Here is a 23,305-nt window from a genome sequence, read left to right on the forward strand (position 1 = left end):
AATGGACAGCAAGCCCATGCTAAGGCAAGCACTTTTCCTGCCCGCTTTTCCACATCCGACAACAACAGCAGTAAAATATCAAGAAAAAATTCTACTTTTGAAGTGTACTGAAAATGGGGAGCTTACATAATAACTAAAATAACGACATAAAAAAAAGACTAATATTGCTATTAGTCTTTGGGTTTTTATTTAATGAAAATTAATGATCAAAGCTTTTATCCATCACAAAATCTTCCATAAATTTTGTGGTGTAATTTCCGGCAAGATAATCTTCATTTTCCATCAATTGTCTGTGGAAAGGAATGGTCGTTTTCACACCTTCGATGTAAAATTCCTCCAAAGCACGTTTCATTTTGGCGATTGCTTCTTCACGAGTTTGTGCAGTAGTAATCAATTTTGCAATCATCGAATCGTAGTTGGACGGGATAGAATATCCTGAATAAACATGTGTATCAACACGAATCCCATGTCCTCCCGGAATGTTCAGACCTGTGATTTTCCCTGGTGATGGACGGAAATCGTTATATGGATCTTCCGCATTAATTCTACACTCAATTGAATGAAGTTTTGGATAGTAATTAATTCCTGAAATTGGGGTTCCGGAAGCCAAAAGAATCTGTTCTCTGATCAAATCATAATCTACAACTTGCTCAGTAATAGGATGTTCTACTTGAATTCTGGTATTCATTTCCATGAAATAGAAATTTCTGTCTTTATCTACCAAAAATTCGATAGTACCAACGCCTTCATAGCCGATATATTCAGCAGCTTTCACGGCAGCTTGTCCCATTTTTTCACGAAGTTCATCCGTCATGAAAGGCGAAGGAGTTTCTTCAGTAAGTTTTTGGTTTCTTCTTTGAACAGAGCAATCTCTTTCAGACAAGTGGCAAGCTTTTCCGTATTGGTCACCTGCAATTTGAATTTCGATATGGCGCGGTTCCACGATGAGTTTTTCCATATACATACCACCGTTTCCGAAAGCTGCGGTAGCTTCTTGTACGGCAGAATCCCAATGCTCTTGAAGATCTTCGGCTTTCCAAACAGCTCTCATTCCCTTTCCACCACCGCCTGCAGTTGCCTTAATCATTACCGGATATCCGATTTCTTCGGCAAGTTTTGCAGCAGTTTCATAACCATCGATCAAACCTTCAGAACCAGGAACACAAGGTACACCGGCTTCTTTCATCGTTGCCTTTGCATTGGCCTTATCACCCATTCTGTCAATCTGTTCCGGGGTTGCTCCAATGAACTTGATTCCGTTTTCCTGACAGATTCTGGAAAAATTAGAATTTTCTGATAAAAATCCATATCCGGGGTGAATTGCATCAGCATTGGTAATTTCCGCTGCTGCGATGATATTTGAGATTTTCAGATAAGAATCTTTGCTCATCGGCGGACCAATACACACGGCTTCATCAGCGAATCTTACGTGAAGACTGTCTTTATCGGCTGTGGAATAAACCGCCACCGTTTTGATTCCCATCTCTTTACAAGTACGCAGAATACGCATTGCGATTTCGCCTCGGTTGGCTATTAATATTTTTTTGAACATCTTTTTCTGTAATTTTAAATTTTAAATTCTGAATTTTAAATTATTTTAAATGAAAAATATTCATTTAAAACCAATAATCTATCATTTAAAATTCCTAAGATGGATCAACTAAGAACAAAGGTTGGTCATATTCAACCGGAGTAGCGTCATCCACTAAGATTTTCACGATTTTTCCGGAAATTTCAGACTCAATTTGGTTGAAAAGTTTCATTGCTTCGATTACGCATACTACTTTTCCGTTGGATACTTCGTCTCCTACATTGACGAAAACGTCTTTGTCCGGAGAAGGTTTTCTGTAGAAAGTACCGATCATTGGAGATTTAATGGTAACGAATTTGCTGTCGTCTGTCGCAGAAGATTCTGCAGAAACTGGAGCTGCTGGAGCTTGTGGTGCAGATGCTACCGGAGCTGGTTGAGGTGCAGAATGATACACTGCTGGTTGAGATACATAACTCATTTCGCTACCCGCGAGTGGAGTTTTGATGGTAATTTCAAAATCTTTTGTTTTGTATTTTACTTCAGAAACCTCTGCTTTAGACACAAATTTGATGAGATTTTGTATGTCTTTAATGTCCATTATATGTGGTATTTGTTATTATGCCAAAGATACTAAAAAACAACAAAAAACAACAAAAAACCACTCAAAATTGAAAAAATCGAGTGGTTTTGTTATAAAATTGAATGTTTTCTAAGATTATTTCTTAGTTTTCTTCTGTAGTTTCTACTGTTTTTTCCATTACTACTTTTCCTCTGTAGTAAAGTTTTCCTTCATGCCAATGCGCTCTGTGATAAAGGTGCATTTCACCTGAAGTTGCATCTTTTGCTAATTGAGGAACTACCGCTTTGTAGTGGGTTCTTCTCTTATCTCTTCTTGTTGACGATTGTCTTCTCTTTGGATGTGCCATTTCTTATAATTTTGTTTGATGAGCGATGAGGTTTGATTGCTCAATTCTCATCATTTAAACTATTTAATTTTTATCTTTTAATTTTTTCAATGCTTCCCATCTCGGGTCGATACTTGGTTCTTCTTCAACTTCTTCTTTCGGACTGAATTTTTCCAATATCAACAAATCTTCTTCCGAAACATTTGGTGAAATTTTCTTCATCGGTATCGACAGCATTACGATTTCATAAATCAGCTGTGCTACGTTAAAAGCGTGGTCTGTCATCGGAATAGTGATTACATCTTCTTCGCTGTCATCATATTCCGTCCCGAATTTTACCAAAATTTTAATCTCATTTTCAATATCGTGATCAAAATTTTCTGTGGTAATATCACAAACCAGATTTACAGTTCCTGAAATTTTAATTTCGAATTCTAAAAAAGTGCTATGTTTTATCATTAAAACATCTGCTACAATTTTAGGCTCTGTAAACTCTTGTTCAGTATCGAAAAGTTGAAAGAACGCTTTATCTATCTCAAATTGGAATTCGTGTTGACCGTTTTTTTGTCCCGAAAACACGATGTCGTAGTTTCTAAACTTGTCCATAAAATGAGTGTGCAAAAATATGCATTTTTTTTAATATTACAAATAATTTTTAAAACAAATCATCAAGAAATAATATTTTCTAATTTCGATGATTAATTTTCTACGGGTAGATCCTCATCAACACCATTGTTTACGGCATTTCTACGAGGTCTCATTCGGTTGGTCATTAAATCATTATATTCTTGCCGATTATTGAAAATTTTCACTGCCATAAACAATGCTTCGCTAAAACTTTGTTCATCGGCAAGATTTTTTCCTGCGATATCATAAGCAACTCCATGATCCGGCGATGTACGAATGAAAGGCAATCCAGCGGTGTAATTCACTCCTTCTTCGTAAGCAATGGTTTTGAAAGGAGCCAAACCTTGATCGTGATACATGGCTAAAACTGCATCGTAATTTTTATATTTATTCGGCTGGAAAAAGCTGTCCGCAGGAAATGGTCCAAAAGCTAAAACTCCATTGTCAAAAAGCTCTTTGATCGCCGGTTCGATGATTTCAATTTCTTCTTTACCGATCACTCCACCGTCGCCCGAATGCGGATTCAGTCCTAAAACTGCAATTTTCGGTCTTGGAATTTCGAAATCTTCTACCAAACATTGGTTCAGCATTTTGATTTGCTTCTTTATTTTTTCTTTTGAAATGCTTTCAGCAACCTGAGAAATGGGAATATGATGTGTAGAAACTGCCACTTTCAATCCATCTGTGACCAAAAACATCAATCCTTTTTTCTCGAATTTTTCTTCCAAATATCCCGTATGACCTGCGTGTGCAAAGCCATGTTTCATCATTTCATCTTTATTAATAGGTGCGGTTACCAAAACATCGATATCGCCTTTCATCAAAGCATTGGTTGCTGCTTCCAAAGAATCTATTGCCATTCGTGTCGATTCTTCTGTTGGTGTACCCAAATCCACATTTACATTTTCTTTGGTAAGGTTCAACATATTAATTTTATCTCCTTGCGCTTGTGTAGCGTCGGTGATATAATTAAAATTGAGTTGTTGTAGCTTAAAAATATTTTTCTGGTAGGTAAATAATTTTCCGGAGCCAAAAATAATTGGAGTAAAAAAATCGGTAATCGCTTTATCTTTTAGAGCTTTCATAATGATCTCTGGCCCGATACCATTGAAATCACCTATCGAAATTCCTACTCTTACTTTGTGCTGTTTAGAACTCATTTTTAATTATCTTTGAAGATTAATAGAATTTCACAAATTTAGGAAATTAGAAATAACTATTCGGAAATTATTTGAAACTTGACTTTTCCCCACAAATTTTACCCTATGTTTACAGGAATTATTGAAGCTACAGCCATCATCGAAAACATCGAAGGCAGTGGCGAAAACATTAATTTTACATTAAGTTGCCCTTTCACTCAGGAACTAAAAATTGACCAAAGTTTGGCGCACAACGGATGTTGCCTTACTGTAGTTGAAATTACTGACCAAAACTACCGAGTAACCGCAATCGCCGAAACTCTAGAAAAAACAAATCTTAGCCAATGGAAATTGGGAACTGAAGTGAATTTGGAACGGTGTTTGAAGTTTGACGGAAGACTGGATGGGCACATCGTTCAGGGACATGTCGATAAAACCGGCACCGTAAAAAGCATTGAAGATAAAGATGGAAGCTACTTCATCACCATTAATTATGACGAAACGGATGATTTTGTTACCGTTCCACAAGGCTCGATTACGGTGAATGGTATTAGTTTAACTGTCGCGGAAAGTGGTTTCGGACAATTTTCTGTGGCTATTATTCCTTACACATGGGAATTTACCAATATGAAAAACATCAAAACCGGTGACTTGGTCAATCTTGAATTCGACATTATAGGAAAATATGTAACGAAACTGATGAAAAAAAATGTCATTCATTAAATACAAAGGTTATAGTTTAAGAAATAAAGTTTTCTGGGGATTCCTATTAATCTGTTTGCTGAGCATTGTAAGCTCATCAATTCTTTCTTATTTTATATTAAGAAATAATGCAACAGAACAAAGCCGCACCGATTTGCAAAAAAAATCGGAGTCGCTAATCTCCGCGCTTGATTATGCGGTAAGTCATACCCAAGTGCAAACCGCTGATTTGCCCAAAGTTTTATCCAATGATATTTTCGAAATTGCTGACATCAACAATCAGGATATTATCATCTATGATCTAGCCGGCAATTATCTTATTTCCAATAAAGATATTAACCTCATTGCCGAAAAAAAAGTTCCCATTAATATTGTAAACAGTGTACTGAAAACCGATAAAAGAATCGACTTTCAAAAATATGATGACAAAACAGGTTCTAATCTCACCTCATCATATATGATTCTGAAAAACAACATGCTGGAGCCCATTGCTATAGTTTATTTCCCTTATTATCACAACGATGGAGCGTATTTTAGCGTTTTTAATAAATATGTAAATTACATCATCTTTGTTAATGTTTTCATCATCGCAATTGGAATTTGGCTGAGCTGGATCATTTCGAATAATCTTACCAAAGCAGTGACTAAATTTTCAAATTTAATCACCAAAATTACCTTATTGGATAATGATCCGCAGCCCATTAAGTATTATCAGAATGACGAACTCAACCAGCTTGTAAAAGCTTATAATAGGATGATTCTTCAAATTAAGGATCAAAAAGAACGACTCAGTTTTAAAGAAAAAGAAGTTGCATGGCGAGAAATGGCAAAACAAGTCGCACACGAAGTAAAAAACCCGCTCACTCCGATGAAACTCACAATTCAGAATTTTGAAAGAAAATTTGACCCTGCAGATCCCAACGTCCGCGATAAAGTGAAACATCTAAGCAAAACAATTGTGGATCAAATCGACCTGATTGCAACGGTTGCCAGTGCTTTTTCACAATTTGCTCAACTCCCAGAAAAACATAATGAAGTCTTCGATCTTAATGAAGAAATAAGAAATATCATCAATGTTTTCAGCGACGAAAGCATTTATTTCCATTCAAATAAAATTGTGATCATGATTGAAATGGATAAAATTTACCTTTCAAGAATCATCACCAATTTGGTGGCCAATGCCCGACAAGCCCGAAACACCGATAAAGAAAGTATCATCAATGTCAATGTGGAGCAACGCCACAAAAGAATCATCATTAATATAGAAGACAACGGCGTAGGAATTCCTGAAGAAATGTATGACCGGATTTTCGAACCCAATTTCACCTCAAAAACTAGCGGCACAGGTTTGGGACTCACCATGGTAAGAAAAATGGTAGAAGATTACAAAGGCGAAATTTCAGTGAAATCTGAATTGGACAAAGGATCTACTTTTACCATTTCTCTTCCTTCCAATCTTCCTTCATGAAGCCTTTTCAGTTTAAAGAATTTGAAATCCGTCAATCAAAAAACGTCTTTCGGGTAGGAACCGACGGTGTTTTGTTGGGTGCAATTTGTTCAGTTTCTGAAGCCAAAAAAGCATTGGAAATCGGAACCGGAACTGGATTGATTTCATTAATGATCGCGCAACGAAATCTAAACGCAACAATTTTAGCTATTGATATCGATCCGGAAGCGGTAAAATTAGCCAATGAAAATTTCGCCAACTCCCCTTTTCTGGAAAGAATCAACGCGATCAATCAGGATTTAAACTCATGGGAAACCAATGAGAAATTCGATTTTATATTCTCGAATCCTCCTTATTTTGAAGAAAATCCTTCACAAAAAGATATTTTGGCGAGGCAACAAACAGCTTTATCATTCCGGAATCTCATCGAAAAATCCAGCAAACTGCTAACTGAAAACGGTCTGCTTTCCGTCATTATTCCTTATGATTCTGTGAATGATTTCATGAAAATTTGTTTAGAAAACCAGCTTCATTTACACCGGAAAATCAATATTTCGGGGATTAAAAATGCTGCAGCAAAACGTTGCGTTCTGGAATTTGGTTTTAATGAAATAAATCCCGACGAATACGATTTTTATATCGAAAAATCACCAAGAAAATATTCTGATGAATATTTAGAACTCACCAAATATTTTCATGTTTTCCCAAAAAAAACTGACTGATTATTTCGGCGCATTCAGGGTTACGACAATATCTTTAGAAATATTTTTGTTTGAACTATATTTAGCATCGCATACCATGGTCGTTAAAGTATAATTTCCTTTATCGACTAAAATAAAATTTTGGTTTTTGGCAGGAACATCTAGATTATAAAATCTTTTACCACTGATTTTCACGATCAAATTGCATTTCGAACGGTTCACAATCTGTATATAAGCCGTTTTGCTGTTCGGATCGTTGCTGAAAAGATGCGTAAGCAAATCGGCGGTACGTTTGTGTTTATCGTTTACACCATCTTTTGCGACGTCTTTTTTAATTTCATTTTTCAATTTGGTGGTGCTTATTGGCTTTACAGTAGGTTTCGCAACCACCGCTTTTTGAGCCGCAGGCTTATTATTATTTATAACAGCCACCAATTTTCGTTTAAATTCCGGAGTTTTCGGATGGTTCGGATTGTATTTGATAAAATTGGCAATCACCTGCGGATCGGTACTATTTTCCACTTGTGCAACAGTGTACTGAGATTGCGCATAAGAAAAAGCCGAAGCCAACAAAAACAGAATGTAAAAATATTTTTTCATTAAAGTAATGATTTTTAAAGACTTAAATTTTAGTAATAACGAAGAAATCTTCTTTTTAGTTTGTGCGAAATTTATTATCTTTGCAACGCTTAATTTTAAGCTAAATAAACAAATTTTAATCATAAAAAAAAATTCTATGTATACACCGGTTGCTGCAGACGTAGCTAAATTAAGAAACACAACAGGAGCAGGAATGATGGACTGCAAAAAAGCATTGGTAGAAGCGGAAGGAGACTTCGAAAAAGCGATCGAAATCCTTAGAAAAAAAGGACAAAAAGTAGCTGCAAACAGAGCTGACAGAGAATCTACTGAAGGTGCTGTAATTGCTAAAGTAAACGAAGACAACACAATGGGAGCGATTATCGCTTTGAATTGCGAAACTGATTTCGTTGCGAAAAATGACGCTTTCGTTGAATTAGCTCACGAACTTGCTGAACAAGCAGTTTTCTATGCAAACAAAGAAGAATTCTTAGCATCTGACTTCCACGGAACTACTGTTGCTGAAAAATTGGTAGAACAAACAGGAGTAATTGGTGAGAAAATCGAGATCGGTTCTTTCGAAAGAATTGAAGGTCCTTTCTTAGGAGCTTACATCCACGCTGGAAACAAAATTGCTGCAATCACTTCTCTTTCTGCAAACGTAGAAGGTGCTTCTGAAGCTGCAAAAGCGGTTTCTATGCAAGTTGCTGCAATGAATCCACTAGCTCTTGATGAAACACAAGTTTCTCAAGAAACTATCGATAAAGAATTAGAAATTGAAAGAGATATCTTAACAAAAGAAGGTAAACCTGCAAACATTATCGATAACATCCTTAAAGGAAAAATGCAGCGTTTCTACAAAGACAACACTTTGGTACACCAAGCTTTCATCAAAGATGGTAGCCAATCTGTTGCTGATTATGTAAAATCTGTAAACGGAGATTTAAAAGTAGTAGGTTTTGTAAGAGTGAGTCTTGCTTAATCAGCTTTTCTAGACCATATTATCATCTCCTGCGAATTGTTTTCGCAGGAGATTTTTTTTACAAAAATTAGAAGTAATTTTGTTGGTCATTTTCATTAGAAAAATATGAATAGAATTTTCAACTAGTGCCTGATATTTCTTTTCAGTTCCGTGCTGTTTCCTAGGCAATATATAAGTATGGATACATCAACTCACAAATCACAGTTGATGAAAGATGCTTTATAGAGATATACAATACGGGGTTGTATTTCCCATTTTTGAATTAGATAGAGCCGGGTACGCAATTACCGGTTTCCTACAAGGGTTGGATTTTACTAAAAGACAGAAATTAATTCCTTGAAAATCTTATCTCGAAATCGAATCGAAATGCTGAAAACCATTAAGAAAAGCTTTCACATTCATCCTTTTTTTTCCTTCCAGTTGTAGTTCTTCAGGGAAATAAACACCATCTTTCGTGTAAATTTTGAATTGATTTTTGTCGATTTCTAAACTTCCTGGAGCTTTTTCATGAGCAGAAATTTCAAATTTTCCTTCAAAAATTTTCAAAGATTTTTCCTCTTTTCCGATTTTAATAGTCGTAAAAGCGCACGGATATGGCGACATTCCTCGGATGAAATTGTGAACATTTTCGGAATTCATTTCCCAATTAATTCTCGTGTCTTCCTTGAAAATTTTGAATGCGTTTTTTGGATTTTCCACAGCAAGTTGAGGCTTTTCCTGAATTGAATTTTCAGCCAATCCGTCTAAAGTTTTCACCACCAATTTTGCGCCCATTTCCATCAAACGATCGTGCAACATTCCTGCATTTTCGTCCGCAGAAATTTCGATTTCATCTTGTAAAAGAATATTTCCCTCGTCGATTTTTTCATTAATAAAAAAAGTCGTTGCACCGGTTTTCGTTTCCCCATTAATTACTGCGTAATTGATCGGCGCAGCTCCGCGGTAATCGGGCAACAGCGACGCATGAAGATTGAAAGTTCCTATTTCGGGCATTTCAAATAAAATTTTCGGCATCATTCTGAAAGCTACAACAACAAAAACATCGGCGTTTAAGCTTCTAATTTCATTCAAAAATTCAGGATTTCTCAATTTTTCCGGCTGAAAAACATGAAGATTATTTTCCACCGCATAAGTTTTCACAGGTGATTCGTGGATTTTTTGTCCGCGTCCGCTAGCTTTGTCGGCAACCGTCACCACTCCAACAACTTCGTGATGTGATTCGTGGATAGCTTTCAATGAGTTTTTAGCAAATTCTGGTGTTCCGAAGAATATAACTTTTAATGATTTCATTTAATAATATTTTTTTGAAGGAAAATCTGTGATTTTAATACTCATCTTTATAAGCATAGGTACGAAAATCGAGCATTTTCACTTCACCGGAATCTAAAAGATGAATCAAATTTTCCAAGATATTTTCCTTTTTGTAATAATTTAATTTAATAGCGATTTCTTCAACATTTGAAGGTTTCTGTTTCAAGATTTCGATAATTTCTCGAGAAATATTTCTTCCAAAAACGCTTTCTTTTTGACTTTCACAAACCGAACATTGTCCGCAGTTTTTCACATTTTTTTCTCCGAAATACGACAAAATCAATTTCATTTTACAATAATCGGAATCTTGAAGAAAAAACTTCATTTCTTCCCATTTTTTCAATTTATTCTTTTGAATTTGTTCAAAAAGATTCCAATATTTTCCGCTGATTGCCCGATCGTCACGATGTTTCAGGAATTTGATACTCGCCAAAGCTCCATCAATATATTCCAGATAATTTTTTTGATGAAGTTCTCTGATCCTTTCTTTGATTAAAGGAACTTCTACATCTATCTTCTGGCTCATCGTCATCTCACTGAACAAGATTTTGTGAGTGGTAAGTCCGGAATAATTTCTGAGCAAAAGTTCAATAAAATAAGCATCTTTTTTTGAAAGCAAATCGATTTCGTCAGGCGTAATTTTCAATTCCAAAGAAGAACGGGACTTATTATTGTTAAAAAAGACAATTTCCTGAACGTGTAAAAAATTGAGAACATTTTTAATTTTAGCCATCGAAGTCTTGGTAAAATTCTGAATTCGCTGAACGTGAAGCTGAAACACATTTTCTGGCAAATCGTTTTCGGCAATTTGAAAACTGGAATACAGATAAGAAACGATATCGTAAAATTCCTTTTTCGAAGGAATTTGGTTGCGAAGAATGCTATCGAAATCCAAAAGTTCTTGTTCATTCCAAAGGAGAAAAGCGTGCGATTCAAGCCCATCTCGACCAACTCTTCCGATTTCCTGATAATAATTTTCAATCGATTGCGAAGGCGAAAAATGAATTACAAAACGTACATTATCTTTGTCAATTCCCATCCCGAAAGCGTTGGTAGAAACCAAAACATGGTTGTTGCTATTGATCCAATACGCTTGTTTCTGGTTTTTCTCTTTAACAGGCAATCCTGCGTGAAAAAAATCGACATTGGAAATCAGATTTCTTTGTAAAAAACGAGTGAGTTCCTCTGCTTCTTTTCGGCTTCTTACATAGATGATTCCCGAAGAATTGTTGTATTTAAGCAGGTTTAAAACTCTTTGATATTTATCTGAAATTTTATCTGAAACAATTTTAATATTGGTTCTTCTAAAACTTTTTTGAAATAATACCGGATTATTGAGATTCAGTTTGGTTTGAATTTCTTTCAAAACTTGTGGCGTCGCAGTTGCGGTAAGTGCCAAACAAGGAATATTGTTGAAATTCTGTCGAAAAGCTTTGATATTCTGATAACTCGGACGAAAATCTTGTCCCCATTCGGAGATACAATGCGCTTCATCCACTGCAATAAATGAGATTTGAATTTCCTCAAGATTTTGCAGAAAAACCCGATTGGTAAGGCGTTCCGGAGAAACATATAAAATTTTGGTCAAACCATCTTTGCATCTATTGAAAATAACTTCCGCATCGAATTCTTCCAATTCAGACGATAAATATTCAGCTTCTATTCCACTATTTTTCAGTTGGTAAACCTGATCTTTCATCAACGCTAAAAGTGGCGAAATAACGAGACATGTTCCTTCCAACAAAAGTGCGGGCAACTGATAACATAAAGATTTTCCGCCACCGGTAGGCAAAAGCGCCAATGTGTCTTTTAGATTGATCACCGAATTTATGATTTCTTCCTGAGAATCTCTAAAATTATCATATCCCCAAAAATGTTTTAGGGTTTGAAATTTGAGTTGCTGAAAATCTTGGTGAGAAATCATGAGGTAAAAATACTGAATCTAAGTTCATAAAACAAAAAAAGCCGCGCAATGCGCAGCTTTAATTATAATAAGGGAAAAATTATTTTGCTTCGAAGTAAACTCTTCTGTTTGCTCTGTTTTTCCATTCAGGGCATTTAGTTGCTGGTTCACATTCTGGGTATTTAAGGTCTTTTTCACCTCTACCGATTGCGTTTAATTTACCTGATTCTACTCCGTTTTGGGTTAAATAATTCTTAACGGTGTTAGCTCTTCTTTCAGAAAGATTTTGATTATAAGCATCAGAAGCTCTCGTATCAGTAGCACCAATCACGTTAAAAGAACCATTTGAAGAATTAATGTAATTTACAGCACTGTTCAAAATTGGAGTGTTTGATGGAAGAATTTTATCAGAATTCAAGTCGAATTCAATCCCTTCTAAAGTTCTTGTATTATCAGAAACTGTAGAATTGGTAGGACAACCGTTATTTTCTACAGGTCCAGGAACAGTAACACATTTGTCATAAAGGTCGATAACTCCGTCTAAATCCGTGTCTAAAGCAACACCTGCTCCGTCAACTCTTGCACCTGCAGGAGTATCAAGTTGGCGATCCCAATCATCGCAAACACCGTCGTTATCAGCATCTCCTTTTTTGCAAACTTCAACATCTTGGTTTTTATCAGCCAAAACATCTAATTTGTAATAAATTTCCTGCAATGGATCGTGCCACATCAAGTGAGATTCGTGTTTTCCTAATTTTAAAGAAAGTCCTAATGTTGCGTTGAAGAAGTTATCAGAAGTATTATCTGATATTTTGTTGATATCACTGTATTGTGCACCACCACCATCAAATTGATCGTCACCGGTTACCACATACATTACTCTACCTTCCAAATCTATTCTTCTATTAACTTTATATTTTAATCCTGCACCAGCCTGACCAAACAATGAGTTAAGTTTAAATGGCTTCACCTCTGTCATTAGTCTTTGTCCAGAAGCACCTTCTGAATAAGCTCTATATGCCAAAGTTCCTATACCTGCATAACCATGCAAAGCCCATCTATAAGGAGAATTATTATCAACTCTTCTCAATAAATTAGAAAAGTTAATATCACCTAAAAGCGATATTGCATCATACTGAGTTCTTGCACCAACATTCCTAATACCAGCACCCGTTGCATTATCAGTTTTGGTATTAAATGCTCCCTGTCTGGTTTCTCCTCTGTCATACTGTAAGTTTAATCCAAACGCATGTGTAATTGCCTTATCAACACTTAGATAAGCTGAATAACCAAACACATTTTTTCCATTTCCCGATTTCAGTGAAGTTAAATCTGCGTGCTGTAGTAAAGGAACCCCTACACCAGCTGAAATAGCCCAATCATTGAATCTTTTCGATTGTTGGGTAAATGGGGATACGTTTGCTGATCCTGAAGAGAAAGTATTAGGATACTCTACAGTTGAAACAGCAACAGAGTCTTGTGCGAACATAGCAGTGGGAATAACCAATGCCAACGCGAAGCTTGCTAAATTTAGTTTCATAAGTTTAATGTTATAGTGATGTTTAATATTTACTATTTTAAAGATATAATACTTTCAATGCTTTCAAGTAATTTTCTTGAAAACTCGCGTTGATACAAATGCCGAATATGAGGAATTTGTAGCTTACTGCAATCAAAAATAAGTTGTCCGTATTGCACTATATCAATATCAATAATTCTATCTGTATAGTACTTAGTTACTGACGAATCTTCTATTCTTCCCATTTCATTCTCTATTCTTTTAATTATATTCAAGAGTTTAATGGGTGAAAATTGGGTATTAAGAATCAATGCAATATTACAAAAATTATTATTACTAACAAATTCCACTGGTTCTGAATGTATAATTTCACTCAAAGCTAAAACCGTGCCAATTTTTTCTTCAATAAGTTTTATTGCAACTTTTAGATTTATTTCAGAATCTCCGAGATTACTTCCGAGTAACAAAGTGACCTTATGTTGCGACATATTGTTAAATATTATTTTTTATGAGAAGTTTCTTTAAAAATGTCTTAGCAAATATAGTGGCAATTATGATTATTGTTGCAATTTTTTTCATGTTTTTAATCATTCTGGTTGCGGCGAGTGCTTTCAGTGACAGCGACAAAGCCACTGTAAAAGAAAATTCGGTCCTCACTTTAGATTTTAAAACCAATATCATCGATAGTCCTACCGAAGACAACAGCGAACTTTTTAATTTCAACGAGAAAGAAAAAAAGGTTCTTATTTACGATATGCTGGAAGCTATAAAAAAAGCAAAAACTGATGACAAAATCAAAGGAATCAGCATAGAAACCGACGGAATGATGGCTGGAATGACTCAACTTGACGATATCCGTAAAGCATTAGAGGATTTCAAAAAAAGTGGAAAATTTGTGTACGCTTATGGAAATTCGGTTTCGCAATCTGCTTATTATTTGGGTTCGGTTGCTGATCAATATTTCCTGAATCCTGCAGGCGGAATAGAACTTAAAGGTCTTACTACTGAAATTCTATACATGAAAAGCTTTGCTGAAAAATATGGAATTGGCATGGAAATCATCCGACACGGAAAATACAAATCTGCTGTGGAACCTTTCCTGAGAGACGATATGTCACCCGAAAACAAAGAACAAGTTTCTACCATGCTGAATGATTTATGGTCAGGGAACGCTTTGAAAATGGCATATTCCAGAAAAATTGATACAGCACTGTTTCGCACAGTAGTTGATAGTTTATACGGCATTATTCCGGATTTAAGTCTTCAGCACCGACTTGTGGATCGATTAATTCAGAAAACCGAATATGACGATTTAATTAAAGCAAAAATTAACCTAAAAAAAGATGACAAACTGAACAAAATCTCATTCAGCAAATACATCAGTTCATACAGCGAAGACAATCTTAAAAAAGACAATCAAGTTGCGGTCCTTTACGCTTCCGGAGCAATTTACAACGGAGAAGGAAATGATGCAATATATTCAGAAAAATTCGTAAAAGAAATCAAAAAGTTAGCGGACAACGACAAAGTAAAAGCGGTTGTTTTCAGAATTAATTCTCCAGGTGGAAGCGCCAATGCTTCAGATGAGATTCTATTTGAAATGCAACAACTGAAAAAGAAAAAACCCGTTATCGTTTCTTTTGGCGATTATGCAGCTTCCGGTGGTTACTACATCGCAATGGCGGCAGATAAAATTTATGCCGAACCCAACTCTATTACAGGCTCGATAGGTGTCTTTGGAATGATTCCATACTTTAAAGAAATTGCAAACAGAAATGGTCTGACCTCTCATGCAGTAAACACCAACGCCAACTCAAACATGTATTCACCTATCAACGGAATTACACCAGGCGGAATCACAATGATGACGAAAAGTGTAGAACAGACTTATAAAAGATTCGTGCATTTCGTAACGCAAAACAGAAAAAAAACTTTTGAACAAATAGACGCAGTAGGCGGCGGAAGAGTATGGAGTGGCACACGAGCAAAACAAATTGGACTGGTTGACGAATTAGGAAGTTTAAATGACGCAATTAATTATGCTGCAAAACAGGCAAAACTGAAAGATTATAATGTAGCTACTTACCCGAAAAAGGTCAGCAAATTCGAGCAACTTTTCAAAGATATGGAAGAAGATGAAATCTCTACAAGATTCATTAAAAACAAAATAGGCAAAGAAAATTATAAAATTTTCGAACAAATAACCAATCCAAAACTACAAAGCGAAGTAATGATGGAAATGCCTTATCAGGTGAAATTCAATTAATAAAAAATAAAACATAAAAAAATCCCGGATTGAATACTCAAACCGGGATTTTTTTAACTGATAATGCTTATCCTCTCTTGGTAGCCATACCATAAATCCAAAGGACAAGTAAAGCACCTACTACAGCGAGAAGCATACTTTTAATGTCGAAATCGTTTACAGTTCCCCAACCGAGCATACTACCGATCCATCCACCTACGAATGCACCAATAATACCTAAGATAATAGTCATCAGCCAACCCATTCCTTGGTTTCCTGGCATAATGAATTTAGCGATTGCACCTGCGATAAGACCAAAAATGATCCAAGTTAAAATTCCCATAGTTTTAAAATTTTAATGTTAATAATTTGTATTTGGTTTGATAAATTTAAACAAAAAAATTAAATAATATTATTTAATTCCGTTTTCTGAAAAATGAATCTACAAATTCCGTTCCATTAAATAATTGCAGGTCTGTCATTTTCTCACCAACGCCGATATATTTTACCGGAATTTGAAACTGATCAGAAATTCCAATCACCACACCGCCTTTCGCTGTACCATCTAATTTGGTTATTGCCAAAGCATTAACTTCAGTAGCTGCCGTAAATTGTTTTGCTTGTTCAAAAGCATTTTGACCTGTAGAACCATCCAAAACCAAAAGAATTTCATGTGGAGCATCTGGAATAATCTTTTGCATCACTCTTTTAATTTTAGTAAGTTCGTTCATTAAATTGATTTTGTTGTGAAGCCTTCCCGCGGTATCGATGATTACAACATCCGCATCATTGGCTACTGCACTTTGTACGGTATCAAAAGCAACTGAAGCAGGATCGGAACCCATTCCCTGTTTAACAATCGGAACGCCTACTCTTTCACTCCAAATCACCAACTGATCTACTGCCGCAGCACGAAATGTATCTGCTGCACCTAAAACCACTTTTTTTCCTTCAGATTTGAATTGATGTGCCAACTTACCAATGGTCGTCGTTTTACCTACACCATTTACACCAACCACCATAATGACATAAGGTTTCTTGGTTTCATCAATATTTCCAGTTCCCGAATGTGGATTTTCCAAAAGCAATCCGGATATTTCCTCACGAAGAATTGCATCGAGTTCATCAGTGCTCACAAATTTATCGCGAGCAACGCGATCTTCGATTCTTTGTATAATTTTTATCGTGGTAGAAGCACCTACATCAGAAGCGATGAGCACTTCTTCAAGATCATCCAGCACTTCATCATCCACTTTCGACTTCCCTACAACTGCTTTGGAAATTTTCTCGAAAAAGCCCTGATTCGATTTCTCGAGACCTTTGTCCAGTGTTTCCTTTTCTTCTTTTTTAAATATATTTTTAAACCAACTCATTATAGAAATTTATTTCTGACTCGCATCAGTGCTATTAAACCGGTAACAAAGATAAAAAAAAACTACCCAAAAAATTGGATAGTTTTATATCATTAAAGCTGTGTAGAATTATTTTTTCAAATAACCTTCTACATCATCAGCGTTCATTACTTTTTCTTCGAAAATGTAAGCTCCAGATTTAGGAGACTTTACCATTTTCACTACTTTGGTCATTTTTTTAGACCCTGCTCCACCCTGAAGTGTTGCTACTACTTTCTTTGCCATTTTTTATTATTTTAAAAAATTACTTGATTTCTTTGTGAAGGGTGTATTTCTTAAGAACAGGATTGAATTTTTTCAATTCCAATCTCTCAGTAGTGTTCTTTTTATTTTTAGTTGTAATGTATCTTGACATTCCTGCTACACCAGTTTCTTTGTGCTCGGTGCACTCAAGAATCACCTGTACTCTGTTACCTTTTTTAGCCATTACTTATCTTTTTTTATAAATCCGTTTCTAGTTGCTCTTTCCAATGCTTCCTCGATACCAATCTTGTTGATAACTCTCAATCCGTGTGCAGAAACTTTTAGGGTTACAGATTTTTCTTGCTCCGGAAGGTAAAATTTCTTCTCCAATAAGTTAATTTCAAAACGACGCTTCGTTTTGTTATTAGCGTGAGAAACATTGTTTCCAACCATGGCACGCTTTCCTGTTATTTGGCAAATTCTTGACATATCTCGATGTTCTTTATTACTACTTATAATTTGAGAGTGCAAAATAACGAAGAAAATTTTAGATAGACAAATATTTATGAATTAATTATTTATAATTTTCAAGAAAAATCATCTACTCAATTCTTTCGATCGTTTCTCAGCTTCCAAAATTCCAGTCTTCAGCGTTTCTTTCAGGTGGTTTTCTTCAAAAATTTTCAACGCAGCTTCGGTTGTTCCTCCTTTTGATGCAACATCTTGAATAAGTTGCTCTAGATTTTTATCGGAATTATTGATCAGATGATACGCGCCAAGCATCGTTTGTTTCACAAAAAGTTTCGCCAGATTTTCGTCAATTCCCATCTCAATTCCTGATTTAATCATCGCATCTACGATGTAATAGAAATACGCCGGCCCACTCCCTGAAAGCGCAGTAACGCTGTCCAAAAGATTTTCATCTTCCAAATAAACAGATCGTCCGGTGCAATTCAACAATCTTTCAACCTGCATTAACTCTTGAAAAGAAACACTATTTGCGGCGGTGTAGCCGGTAATTCCCATTCCCAAAACCGTGGGTGAATTCGGCATTGCGCGAACAACTTTTTGATGATTCAGTAATTGTTGAATTTTCTTAATCTTAATTCCTGCCATCACAGAAAGCAGCATCTAATTTTCATTAAATTGAAATGAAATATTTTCCGCCACAAACTGAAAATCCTGAGGTTTCACCGCAATAATCACCAAATCCGAATCAATACTGAATTCTTCATCAAATGCAGAAACTTGCGCTCCGGGAAATTCTTCTGCAATTTTTTCCAAATTAGATTTTGTTCTCGTAATCAGATGTAAATTTTCGGGCTTCGTAAGTTCATATTTCAAAAAAGATTTCGAAAAAGAAACACCCATGTTTCCGGCTCCAAGAACTGCTATTTTCATTTGTATTGTTTAAAAATGTGCTCTTTTTTTGATGTGTGAAAAATATTCAAATTGACTAATGATCTTATTTTCAAATTATATTCACTTCCCTTTCCAATTCAATTCCAAATTTCTCCTTCACAGAATCAATAATCATCGTTGAAAAATCGAAAATCTCCTTTCCTGTAGCATTTCCTGTTACATTTACGATAACCAATGCCTGTAATTTATGCGAAGCCACATTGCCGATTTGTTTCCCTTTCCAGCCACATTGTTCAATCAACCAACCAGCAGGAACTTTTACCAAATCACCATTCGGATAACCCGGAATGTTTTCAAATATTTGTTTTAAATTTTCAAATTGTTCCAAAGGAATGCTCGGATTTTTGAAAAAACTTCCGGCATTTCCAATCACTTTCGGATCGGGCAATTTGCTCTGTCTTATGGCGATTACAGCTTTCGAAACATCCTGAATTGTAGGATTATGAATTCCTAAATTTTCCAATTCTGTCGAAATCGCACCGTAATCTGTTTTGATCGTATGATTTTTGGTTGTTAATTGGAAAGTAACTTCCAAAATTACATATTTGCCCTTTCCTTCTCTTTTGAAAAACGATTCGCGGTAACCAAATTTACACTCTTCATTAGTGAAGTTTTCAATTTCGAACGTTTCCAAATTCAAAACTTTACAGCTTACAAAATGATCTTTAATTTCTACACCATAAGCTCCGATATTTTGCATCGGCGAAGTGCCCACATTTCCTGGAATCAACGAAAGGTTCTCTAATCCACCATAATTTTTTTCCAAACAATATTGCACAAATTGATGCCAGTTTTCACCAGATTTTGCAGTAACCAAAACTGTATTTTCACCGATAATTTCTTCCGAAATTCCTTTTAAATTTAATTGAATAACCAATCCTTCAAAATTTTTAGTCAACAAAATATTGCTTCCGCCACCCAGAAATAAGGGTTGATGATTGATGGTTGATGGTTGATGGTTTTTTAAAACATACAATAAATCTTCAACAGAATTTACTTCCGCAAAATATTTCGCCGAAACATCAACTCCGAACGTATTGTAATTTTTTAATGAGAAATTTTCTTGGATGGTCATATTTTTAAAATATTTCAACTCAAATAGTAATTTTCGGCTAAAGCCAATCCTTTTTATAAATTAGAAAACGGGCTAAAGCCCGTCTCTATCAACTAAAGATTAAACTCAATTTTATATTTTTGAAGCGCATCTTCCAGCAATTCTACACTTCTTCGCAAATCTGCTTCTTTAAGAACGTAAGCGATACGAACCTGTTTTTTTCCGAGTTCCGGATTGCTGTAAAATCCTCCTGCAGGCGCTACCATAATGGTTTCACCATTGTTTGAATAATGCTCAAGAAGCCATTGTGCAAACTTATCGGAATCATCCACCGGAAGTTCGGCCACACAATAAAAAGCACCTTTCGGTTTCGGACAAATCACTCCGGGAATCCCATTGAGCAAATCGACCAAAACATTTCTTCTATGAGTATATTCTTCGCGAACTTTCATGATGTAAGCACTATCGTTTTGGTGTGCAGCGGTTGCAGCAATTTGACCCAAAAGTACAGGGCTAAGTCTGGCTTGTGCAAAAAGCATCGCTGCATCATGTATTTTCTTTGAACGCGTAATCATACAACCAATTCGCGCTCCACACATCGAATAACGTTTCGATTCAGAATCGATGATGATACAATTTTCCGCTATTTCTGGGAAAGCCAACATCGAAATCTGTTTTTTTCCGTCGTACACGTATTCGCGATAAACCTCATCGGAAATAATGACGATATCATGTTTCAAAGCAATTTCCGCGAGTTGTTTCAATTCTTCTCTCGTGTAAAGATAGCCGGTAGGATTTCCTGGATTACAAATAATAATTGCGCGAGTTTTTGGCGTAATTTTCTTTTCAAATTCTTCCACCGGTGGCAAAGCAAATCCTGTATCAATGGTGGAAGGAACTGCCACAACCTGCACATTGAAAGTATTAGTAAAACCGTTATAATTAGCATAATAAGGCTCCGGAATAATCACTTCGTCACCATCATCGCAAAGGGTAGAAATTGCAAAATTCAATGCTTCTGAACCTCCATTGGTTACAATGAAATGATCCGTAGTAAGATCCGAAAAACCTAATGAATGATAATAATCTTTCAGTGCAGTTCTGTATTCGATATTTCCTTCCGATAAAGCGTACTCAAAAATTTTCAAATGATTATTCTTTACCGCATTCAAAGCTGTCTCAGGAGTTTCAATATCTGGTTGCCCGATATTGAGGTGATATACTTTCAGTCCCTTCTGTTTGGCTTTTATGGCAAATGGAACCAGTTTTCTTACTGGCGAAGCAGGCATATTTCCTGCTCTTTGAGAAATTTTCGGCATTATTTTGAATTTTGACAAAAATAAGGAATTTTTAGGAGCAATAAAATTCCTTTTCTTTAAAGTGATGAATCCGTGTTTTTCTCATTTTTAAATAACAAAAAACCGCCCAGAAAATCTGAACGGCTTTAGAAATCATTGATTAAAATTCATTTATTTGATAAATCCTTTATTTCTCAACAAAGGTTTAATATCTGGAGTTCTTCCGGCAAAATCTTTATATGCTTGGTTCAAATCTACCGAATTGCCCACGGAAAGGATATATTTTCGGAAACGATCTCCGTTTTCGCGCGTCATTCCGCCATGAGTAGTGATCCAATCCCACGCATCTGCGTTCAATAAATCGCTCCACATATAAGCATAATAACCCGCAGAATAACCTCCACCCCAAATGTGAGCGAAATACGGCGAATGATATCTTGGCGGAACTTGTTTCAAATTAAAACCATATTTAGCCAAAACGTCTTTCTCGAATTCCAAAGTTGGTTTCAGTTGAGATTCATCGGTGATGGAATGCCAATTCATATCCAAAGTCGCTGCAGAAACCAATTCTGTGGTCGAATATCCTTGGTTGAACGAAGCTGCTTTTTTGATTTTATCCACCAAAGCTTGTGGCATTGGTTGTTTCGTTTGGTAATGCAAAGCGTAATTTTTCAAAACTGAAGGTTCCAATGCGAAAAATTCATTGATTTGTGAAGGAAATTCCACGAAATCCCTCGGCGTGTTGGTTCCTGAAATCGAGATGTATTTTTGGTCCGCAAAAAGCCCATGCAAAGTGTGACCAAACTCATGGAACATCGTAGAAACATCATCATAAGAAACCAATGAAGGCTTTCCTGGCGCAGGTTTCTGGAAGTTGAAAACATTCACAATCACCGGTTTTTGACCTCGCAAATGAGATTGTTCCACAAAATTGCTCATCCAAGCGCCTCCGTTTTTGTTATCGCGGGTATAAAAATCGAGGTAATAAATAGCGAGTGATTTTCCGTCGCGATCGAAAACTTCGTAAGCCGTAACATCAGGATGGTAAACCGGAAGATCTTTTCTTTCTTTAAAGGTAATTCCGTAGAATTTTTCCGCAGCATAGAAAACTCCTTTTTCCAAAACGGTTCCTACTTCGAAATAAGGTTTTATGGCGTTTTCGTCGAGATCATATTTTGCTTTTCTCACTTGTTCTGCATAGAAATTCCAATCCCAAGGTTCTACGGTGAAACCACCTTTTTGTTGATCAATCAATGCTTGAATTTCATCGCTTTCTCTTTTTGCGGTTTCTACAGCAGGTTTTGCGAGCTGTGCTAAAAGATTCATTGCATTTTCAGGAGTTTTCGCCATTTGATCCTGAAGTTTCCATTCAGCGAAAGATTTTTTACCGGAAAGATGCGCTTTTTCCATTCTCAGTTTCGCTTGTCTTTCCAAAATATTTCGGGTATCATCGGCATTTCCTTTTTCAGCACGATACCAAGAAGCTTTATACAACTTCTCTCTTGTCGCTCTGTTTTTCAAGTTCTGAAGAAGCGGTTGCTGCGTGGTGTTGAGCAAAGTAAGCAAATATTTACCTTCTTGTCCTGCAGCTTTTGCATCAGCGGCAGCGGCAGCTAATTCGTCAGCGGAAAGTCCGTCGAGTTCTTTCACATCAGAAAATAAAACACCTCCGTTCTTTCTTGCATCCAATAATTTGTTGGAAAACTGAGTAGAAAGTGTTGCCAATTCTTCATTGATTTTCTTTACTTTTTCCTTGTTTTCTTCCGAAAGATTTGCTCCTGCAATTTCGAAATTGGTTTTATACAGTTCCAAAAGTCTCTTTTCTTCAGATCCTAAACCATCAGTTTTAATGGCTTTAATTCTTGAATAAAGTTTTTCATTAAGATAAATTTTATCGCTCAACCCTGAGAAAATCGGCGCATATTCTTCCTCCAATTTTTGCAAAGCCGGATTGGTATTGGATCCTGTTAAATTATAGAAAACGATTTGCGCTCTTTTCAGCACTTCACCGCTGTTTTCTAAGGCAAGAAGTGTATTTTCAAAGGTCGGAGTTTCGGTATTGTTCGCTATTTTTTCAATTTCGGCGAGCTGAACTTTCATTCCATAATCGAAAGCTGGTTTGAAATGTTCATCTTTAATTTTGTCGAATTCCGGAGCTTGATACTGCAAACTGCTTTTTTTCATGAAAGGATTTGTCGCCAAACTTGCGTCCGGAGCGGGAATCTCAGTGGATTGGGAATCGGTATTTTTCATTGTGGTACAGGCGGTATTCATCGCCAAAGAAGAAATTAATAATACGGATGTAATATTTTTCATTTTTAAACTGTTAATTGAAGTAAAGGTAT

At 35.9% G+C, this 23,305-nt stretch carries 25 protein-coding genes; 5 read left to right on the top strand and 20 right to left on the bottom strand.

What is annotated here, in order from left to right; genetic code table 11:
- Positions 1–199: 199 nt before the first annotated feature.
- From accC to pdxA, 5 genes are all read right to left on the bottom strand, one after another.
- Positions 200–1,552: an acetyl-CoA carboxylase biotin carboxylase subunit gene (gene accC, locus NOV28_RS09810; RefSeq protein ID WP_255930410.1), complete on the bottom strand. Its 1,353-nt coding sequence runs from the start codon at positions 1,550–1,552 to the stop codon at positions 200–202.
- 94 nt (positions 1,553–1,646) lie between these two features.
- Positions 1,647–2,129 (bottom strand): acetyl-CoA carboxylase biotin carboxyl carrier protein, encoded by a 483-nt coding sequence (gene accB, locus NOV28_RS09815; protein WP_255930412.1) that lies wholly within the window; start codon positions 2,127–2,129, stop codon positions 1,647–1,649.
- Positions 2,130–2,253: 124 nt separating this feature from the next.
- Entirely contained in the window at positions 2,254–2,457 is a 204-nt protein-coding gene (rpmF, locus tag NOV28_RS09820; RefSeq protein WP_055041611.1) for a 50S ribosomal protein L32, read from the bottom strand.
- 63 nt (positions 2,458–2,520) lie between these two features.
- Complete coding sequence (locus NOV28_RS09825; protein ID WP_255930417.1) at positions 2,521–3,042, bottom strand: YceD family protein; 522 nt, start codon at positions 3,040–3,042, stop codon at positions 2,521–2,523.
- Positions 3,043–3,134: 92 nt separating this feature from the next.
- On the bottom strand, positions 3,135–4,223 hold the full coding sequence (gene pdxA, locus NOV28_RS09830) for a 4-hydroxythreonine-4-phosphate dehydrogenase PdxA (protein WP_255930419.1): 1,089 nt from the start codon (positions 4,221–4,223) through the stop codon (positions 3,135–3,137).
- Positions 4,224–4,328: 105 nt separating this feature from the next.
- On the opposite strand from pdxA, the gene NOV28_RS09835 reads away from it, so the two are divergent.
- Genes NOV28_RS09835 through NOV28_RS09845 form a run of 3 tightly spaced genes read left to right on the top strand, consistent with a single transcriptional unit; the run spans position 4,329 to position 7,073 of the window.
- The gene (locus tag NOV28_RS09835) at positions 4,329–4,925 is read left to right on the top strand and encodes a riboflavin synthase (RefSeq protein ID WP_255930421.1); all 597 of its coding nucleotides are present in this window, start codon (positions 4,329–4,331) and stop codon (positions 4,923–4,925) included.
- Complete coding sequence (locus NOV28_RS09840; RefSeq protein WP_255930423.1) at positions 4,912–6,372, top strand: sensor histidine kinase; 1,461 nt, start codon at positions 4,912–4,914, stop codon at positions 6,370–6,372. Before NOV28_RS09835 ends, NOV28_RS09840 begins: the two co-directional genes overlap by 14 nt.
- Positions 6,369–7,073 carry a tRNA1(Val) (adenine(37)-N6)-methyltransferase gene (locus NOV28_RS09845; RefSeq protein WP_255930425.1) on the top strand — a complete coding sequence of 235 codons (705 nt, stop codon included), beginning with the start codon at positions 6,369–6,371 and terminating at the stop codon, positions 7,071–7,073. Before NOV28_RS09840 ends, NOV28_RS09845 begins: the two co-directional genes overlap by 4 nt.
- Here the strand turns inward: NOV28_RS09845 and NOV28_RS09850 are convergent, their stop codons facing one another.
- The gene (locus NOV28_RS09850) at positions 7,074–7,652 is read right to left on the bottom strand and encodes a DUF6759 domain-containing protein (RefSeq protein WP_255930427.1); all 579 of its coding nucleotides are present in this window, start codon (positions 7,650–7,652) and stop codon (positions 7,074–7,076) included.
- Between the two features lie 136 nt (positions 7,653–7,788).
- On the opposite strand from NOV28_RS09850, the gene tsf reads away from it, so the two are divergent.
- Complete coding sequence (tsf, locus tag NOV28_RS09855) at positions 7,789–8,613, top strand: translation elongation factor Ts (RefSeq protein WP_255930429.1); 825 nt, start codon at positions 7,789–7,791, stop codon at positions 8,611–8,613.
- A 345-nt stretch (positions 8,614–8,958) separates the two neighbouring features.
- Here the strand turns inward: tsf and fmt are convergent, their stop codons facing one another.
- The 4 genes from fmt to folK all read right to left on the bottom strand — a co-directional run bounded on the left by fmt (position 8,959) and on the right by folK (position 13,834).
- A complete protein-coding gene (gene fmt / locus NOV28_RS09860; RefSeq protein ID WP_255930431.1) occupies positions 8,959–9,903 on the bottom strand; it encodes a methionyl-tRNA formyltransferase in 945 nt (314 codons plus the stop codon).
- 34 nt (positions 9,904–9,937) lie between these two features.
- Entirely contained in the window at positions 9,938–11,848 is a 1,911-nt protein-coding gene (locus NOV28_RS09865; protein WP_255930433.1) for a RecQ family ATP-dependent DNA helicase, read from the bottom strand.
- A gap of 79 nt (positions 11,849–11,927) precedes the next feature.
- On the bottom strand, positions 11,928–13,367 hold the full coding sequence (locus tag NOV28_RS09870) for an OmpA family protein (protein ID WP_255930435.1): 1,440 nt from the start codon (positions 13,365–13,367) through the stop codon (positions 11,928–11,930).
- A 32-nt stretch (positions 13,368–13,399) separates the two neighbouring features.
- Positions 13,400–13,834, bottom strand: a complete 435-nt coding sequence (gene folK, locus NOV28_RS09875; protein ID WP_255930437.1) for a 2-amino-4-hydroxy-6-hydroxymethyldihydropteridine diphosphokinase — start codon at positions 13,832–13,834, stop codon at positions 13,400–13,402.
- Between the two features lie 20 nt (positions 13,835–13,854).
- Between folK and sppA the strand changes: the two genes are divergently transcribed.
- Positions 13,855–15,612, top strand: coding sequence for a signal peptide peptidase SppA (gene sppA / locus NOV28_RS09880; protein ID WP_255930439.1), 1,758 nt, complete (start codon positions 13,855–13,857; stop codon positions 15,610–15,612).
- Positions 15,613–15,679: 67 nt separating this feature from the next.
- Here sppA and NOV28_RS09885 read toward each other — a convergent pair whose 3' ends face one another.
- The 10 genes from NOV28_RS09885 to NOV28_RS09930 form a co-directional block, all read right to left on the bottom strand.
- Positions 15,680–15,934 carry a GlsB/YeaQ/YmgE family stress response membrane protein gene (locus tag NOV28_RS09885; protein WP_255930441.1) on the bottom strand — a complete coding sequence of 85 codons (255 nt, stop codon included), beginning with the start codon at positions 15,932–15,934 and terminating at the stop codon, positions 15,680–15,682.
- Between the two features lie 73 nt (positions 15,935–16,007).
- The gene (gene ftsY, locus NOV28_RS09890) at positions 16,008–16,964 is read right to left on the bottom strand and encodes a signal recognition particle-docking protein FtsY (protein ID WP_255930453.1); all 957 of its coding nucleotides are present in this window, start codon (positions 16,962–16,964) and stop codon (positions 16,008–16,010) included.
- Between the two features lie 108 nt (positions 16,965–17,072).
- The gene (locus NOV28_RS09895; RefSeq protein ID WP_255930455.1) at positions 17,073–17,228 is read right to left on the bottom strand and encodes a DUF4295 domain-containing protein; all 156 of its coding nucleotides are present in this window, start codon (positions 17,226–17,228) and stop codon (positions 17,073–17,075) included.
- Positions 17,229–17,247: 19 nt separating this feature from the next.
- Positions 17,248–17,430, bottom strand: coding sequence for a 50S ribosomal protein L33 (rpmG, locus tag NOV28_RS09900; protein ID WP_015806891.1), 183 nt, complete (start codon positions 17,428–17,430; stop codon positions 17,248–17,250).
- Complete coding sequence (rpmB, locus tag NOV28_RS09905) at positions 17,430–17,675, bottom strand: 50S ribosomal protein L28 (protein ID WP_031501460.1); 246 nt, start codon at positions 17,673–17,675, stop codon at positions 17,430–17,432. The genes rpmG and rpmB overlap by 1 nt, the downstream gene beginning before the upstream one ends.
- Before the next feature lie 108 nt (positions 17,676–17,783).
- Positions 17,784–18,302, bottom strand: coding sequence for a pyrroline-5-carboxylate reductase family protein (locus NOV28_RS09910; protein WP_255930467.1), 519 nt, complete (start codon positions 18,300–18,302; stop codon positions 17,784–17,786).
- 15 nt (positions 18,303–18,317) lie between these two features.
- A complete protein-coding gene (locus tag NOV28_RS09915; protein ID WP_255930469.1) occupies positions 18,318–18,587 on the bottom strand; it encodes a pyrroline-5-carboxylate reductase family protein in 270 nt (89 codons plus the stop codon).
- Positions 18,588–18,657: 70 nt separating this feature from the next.
- Positions 18,658–19,683 (bottom strand): UDP-N-acetylmuramate dehydrogenase, encoded by a 1,026-nt coding sequence (gene murB, locus NOV28_RS09920; protein ID WP_255930479.1) that lies wholly within the window; start codon positions 19,681–19,683, stop codon positions 18,658–18,660.
- 92 nt (positions 19,684–19,775) lie between these two features.
- Positions 19,776–20,981, bottom strand: a complete 1,206-nt coding sequence (locus NOV28_RS09925; protein WP_255930481.1) for a pyridoxal phosphate-dependent aminotransferase — start codon at positions 20,979–20,981, stop codon at positions 19,776–19,778.
- 150 nt (positions 20,982–21,131) lie between these two features.
- Complete coding sequence (locus NOV28_RS09930; RefSeq protein WP_255930483.1) at positions 21,132–23,276, bottom strand: M3 family metallopeptidase; 2,145 nt, start codon at positions 23,274–23,276, stop codon at positions 21,132–21,134.
- Between the last annotated feature and the right edge of the window lie 29 nt (positions 23,277–23,305).

The organism is Kaistella montana (assembly GCF_024436175.1).
GTDB lineage: Bacteria > Bacteroidota > Bacteroidia > Flavobacteriales > Weeksellaceae > Kaistella > Kaistella montana.

Coding starts and splice junctions, on each gene's coding strand:
- accC (WP_255930410.1), bottom strand. CDS start 1,552: ATGTTCAAAAAAATATTAATAGCCAACCGAGGCGAAATCGCAATGCGT.
- accB (WP_255930412.1), bottom strand. CDS start 2,129: ATGGACATTAAAGACATACAAAATCTCATCAAATTTGTGTCTAAAGCA.
- rpmF (WP_055041611.1), bottom strand. CDS start 2,457: ATGGCACATCCAAAGAGAAGACAATCGTCAACAAGAAGAGATAAGAGA.
- NOV28_RS09825 (WP_255930417.1), bottom strand. CDS start 3,042: ATGGACAAGTTTAGAAACTACGACATCGTGTTTTCGGGACAAAAAAAC.
- pdxA (WP_255930419.1), bottom strand. CDS start 4,223: ATGAGTTCTAAACAGCACAAAGTAAGAGTAGGAATTTCGATAGGTGAT.
- NOV28_RS09835 (WP_255930421.1), top strand. CDS start 4,329: ATGTTTACAGGAATTATTGAAGCTACAGCCATCATCGAAAACATCGAA.
- NOV28_RS09840 (WP_255930423.1), top strand. CDS start 4,912: ATGTCATTCATTAAATACAAAGGTTATAGTTTAAGAAATAAAGTTTTC.
- NOV28_RS09845 (WP_255930425.1), top strand. CDS start 6,369: ATGAAGCCTTTTCAGTTTAAAGAATTTGAAATCCGTCAATCAAAAAAC.
- NOV28_RS09850 (WP_255930427.1), bottom strand. CDS start 7,652: ATGAAAAAATATTTTTACATTCTGTTTTTGTTGGCTTCGGCTTTTTCT.
- tsf (WP_255930429.1), top strand. CDS start 7,789: ATGTATACACCGGTTGCTGCAGACGTAGCTAAATTAAGAAACACAACA.
- fmt (WP_255930431.1), bottom strand. CDS start 9,903: ATGAAATCATTAAAAGTTATATTCTTCGGAACACCAGAATTTGCTAAA.
- NOV28_RS09865 (WP_255930433.1), bottom strand. CDS start 11,848: ATGATTTCTCACCAAGATTTTCAGCAACTCAAATTTCAAACCCTAAAA.
- NOV28_RS09870 (WP_255930435.1), bottom strand. CDS start 13,367: ATGAAACTAAATTTAGCAAGCTTCGCGTTGGCATTGGTTATTCCCACT.
- folK (WP_255930437.1), bottom strand. CDS start 13,834: ATGTCGCAACATAAGGTCACTTTGTTACTCGGAAGTAATCTCGGAGAT.
- sppA (WP_255930439.1), top strand. CDS start 13,855: ATGAGAAGTTTCTTTAAAAATGTCTTAGCAAATATAGTGGCAATTATG.
- NOV28_RS09885 (WP_255930441.1), bottom strand. CDS start 15,934: ATGGGAATTTTAACTTGGATCATTTTTGGTCTTATCGCAGGTGCAATC.
- ftsY (WP_255930453.1), bottom strand. CDS start 16,964: ATGAGTTGGTTTAAAAATATATTTAAAAAAGAAGAAAAGGAAACACTG.
- NOV28_RS09895 (WP_255930455.1), bottom strand. CDS start 17,228: ATGGCAAAGAAAGTAGTAGCAACACTTCAGGGTGGAGCAGGGTCTAAA.
- rpmG (WP_015806891.1), bottom strand. CDS start 17,430: ATGGCTAAAAAAGGTAACAGAGTACAGGTGATTCTTGAGTGCACCGAG.
- rpmB (WP_031501460.1), bottom strand. CDS start 17,675: ATGTCAAGAATTTGCCAAATAACAGGAAAGCGTGCCATGGTTGGAAAC.
- NOV28_RS09910 (WP_255930467.1), bottom strand. CDS start 18,302: ATGGCAGGAATTAAGATTAAGAAAATTCAACAATTACTGAATCATCAA.
- NOV28_RS09915 (WP_255930469.1), bottom strand. CDS start 18,587: ATGAAAATAGCAGTTCTTGGAGCCGGAAACATGGGTGTTTCTTTTTCG.
- murB (WP_255930479.1), bottom strand. CDS start 19,683: ATGACCATCCAAGAAAATTTCTCATTAAAAAATTACAATACGTTCGGA.
- NOV28_RS09925 (WP_255930481.1), bottom strand. CDS start 20,981: ATGCCGAAAATTTCTCAAAGAGCAGGAAATATGCCTGCTTCGCCAGTA.
- NOV28_RS09930 (WP_255930483.1), bottom strand. CDS start 23,276: ATGAAAAATATTACATCCGTATTATTAATTTCTTCTTTGGCGATGAAT.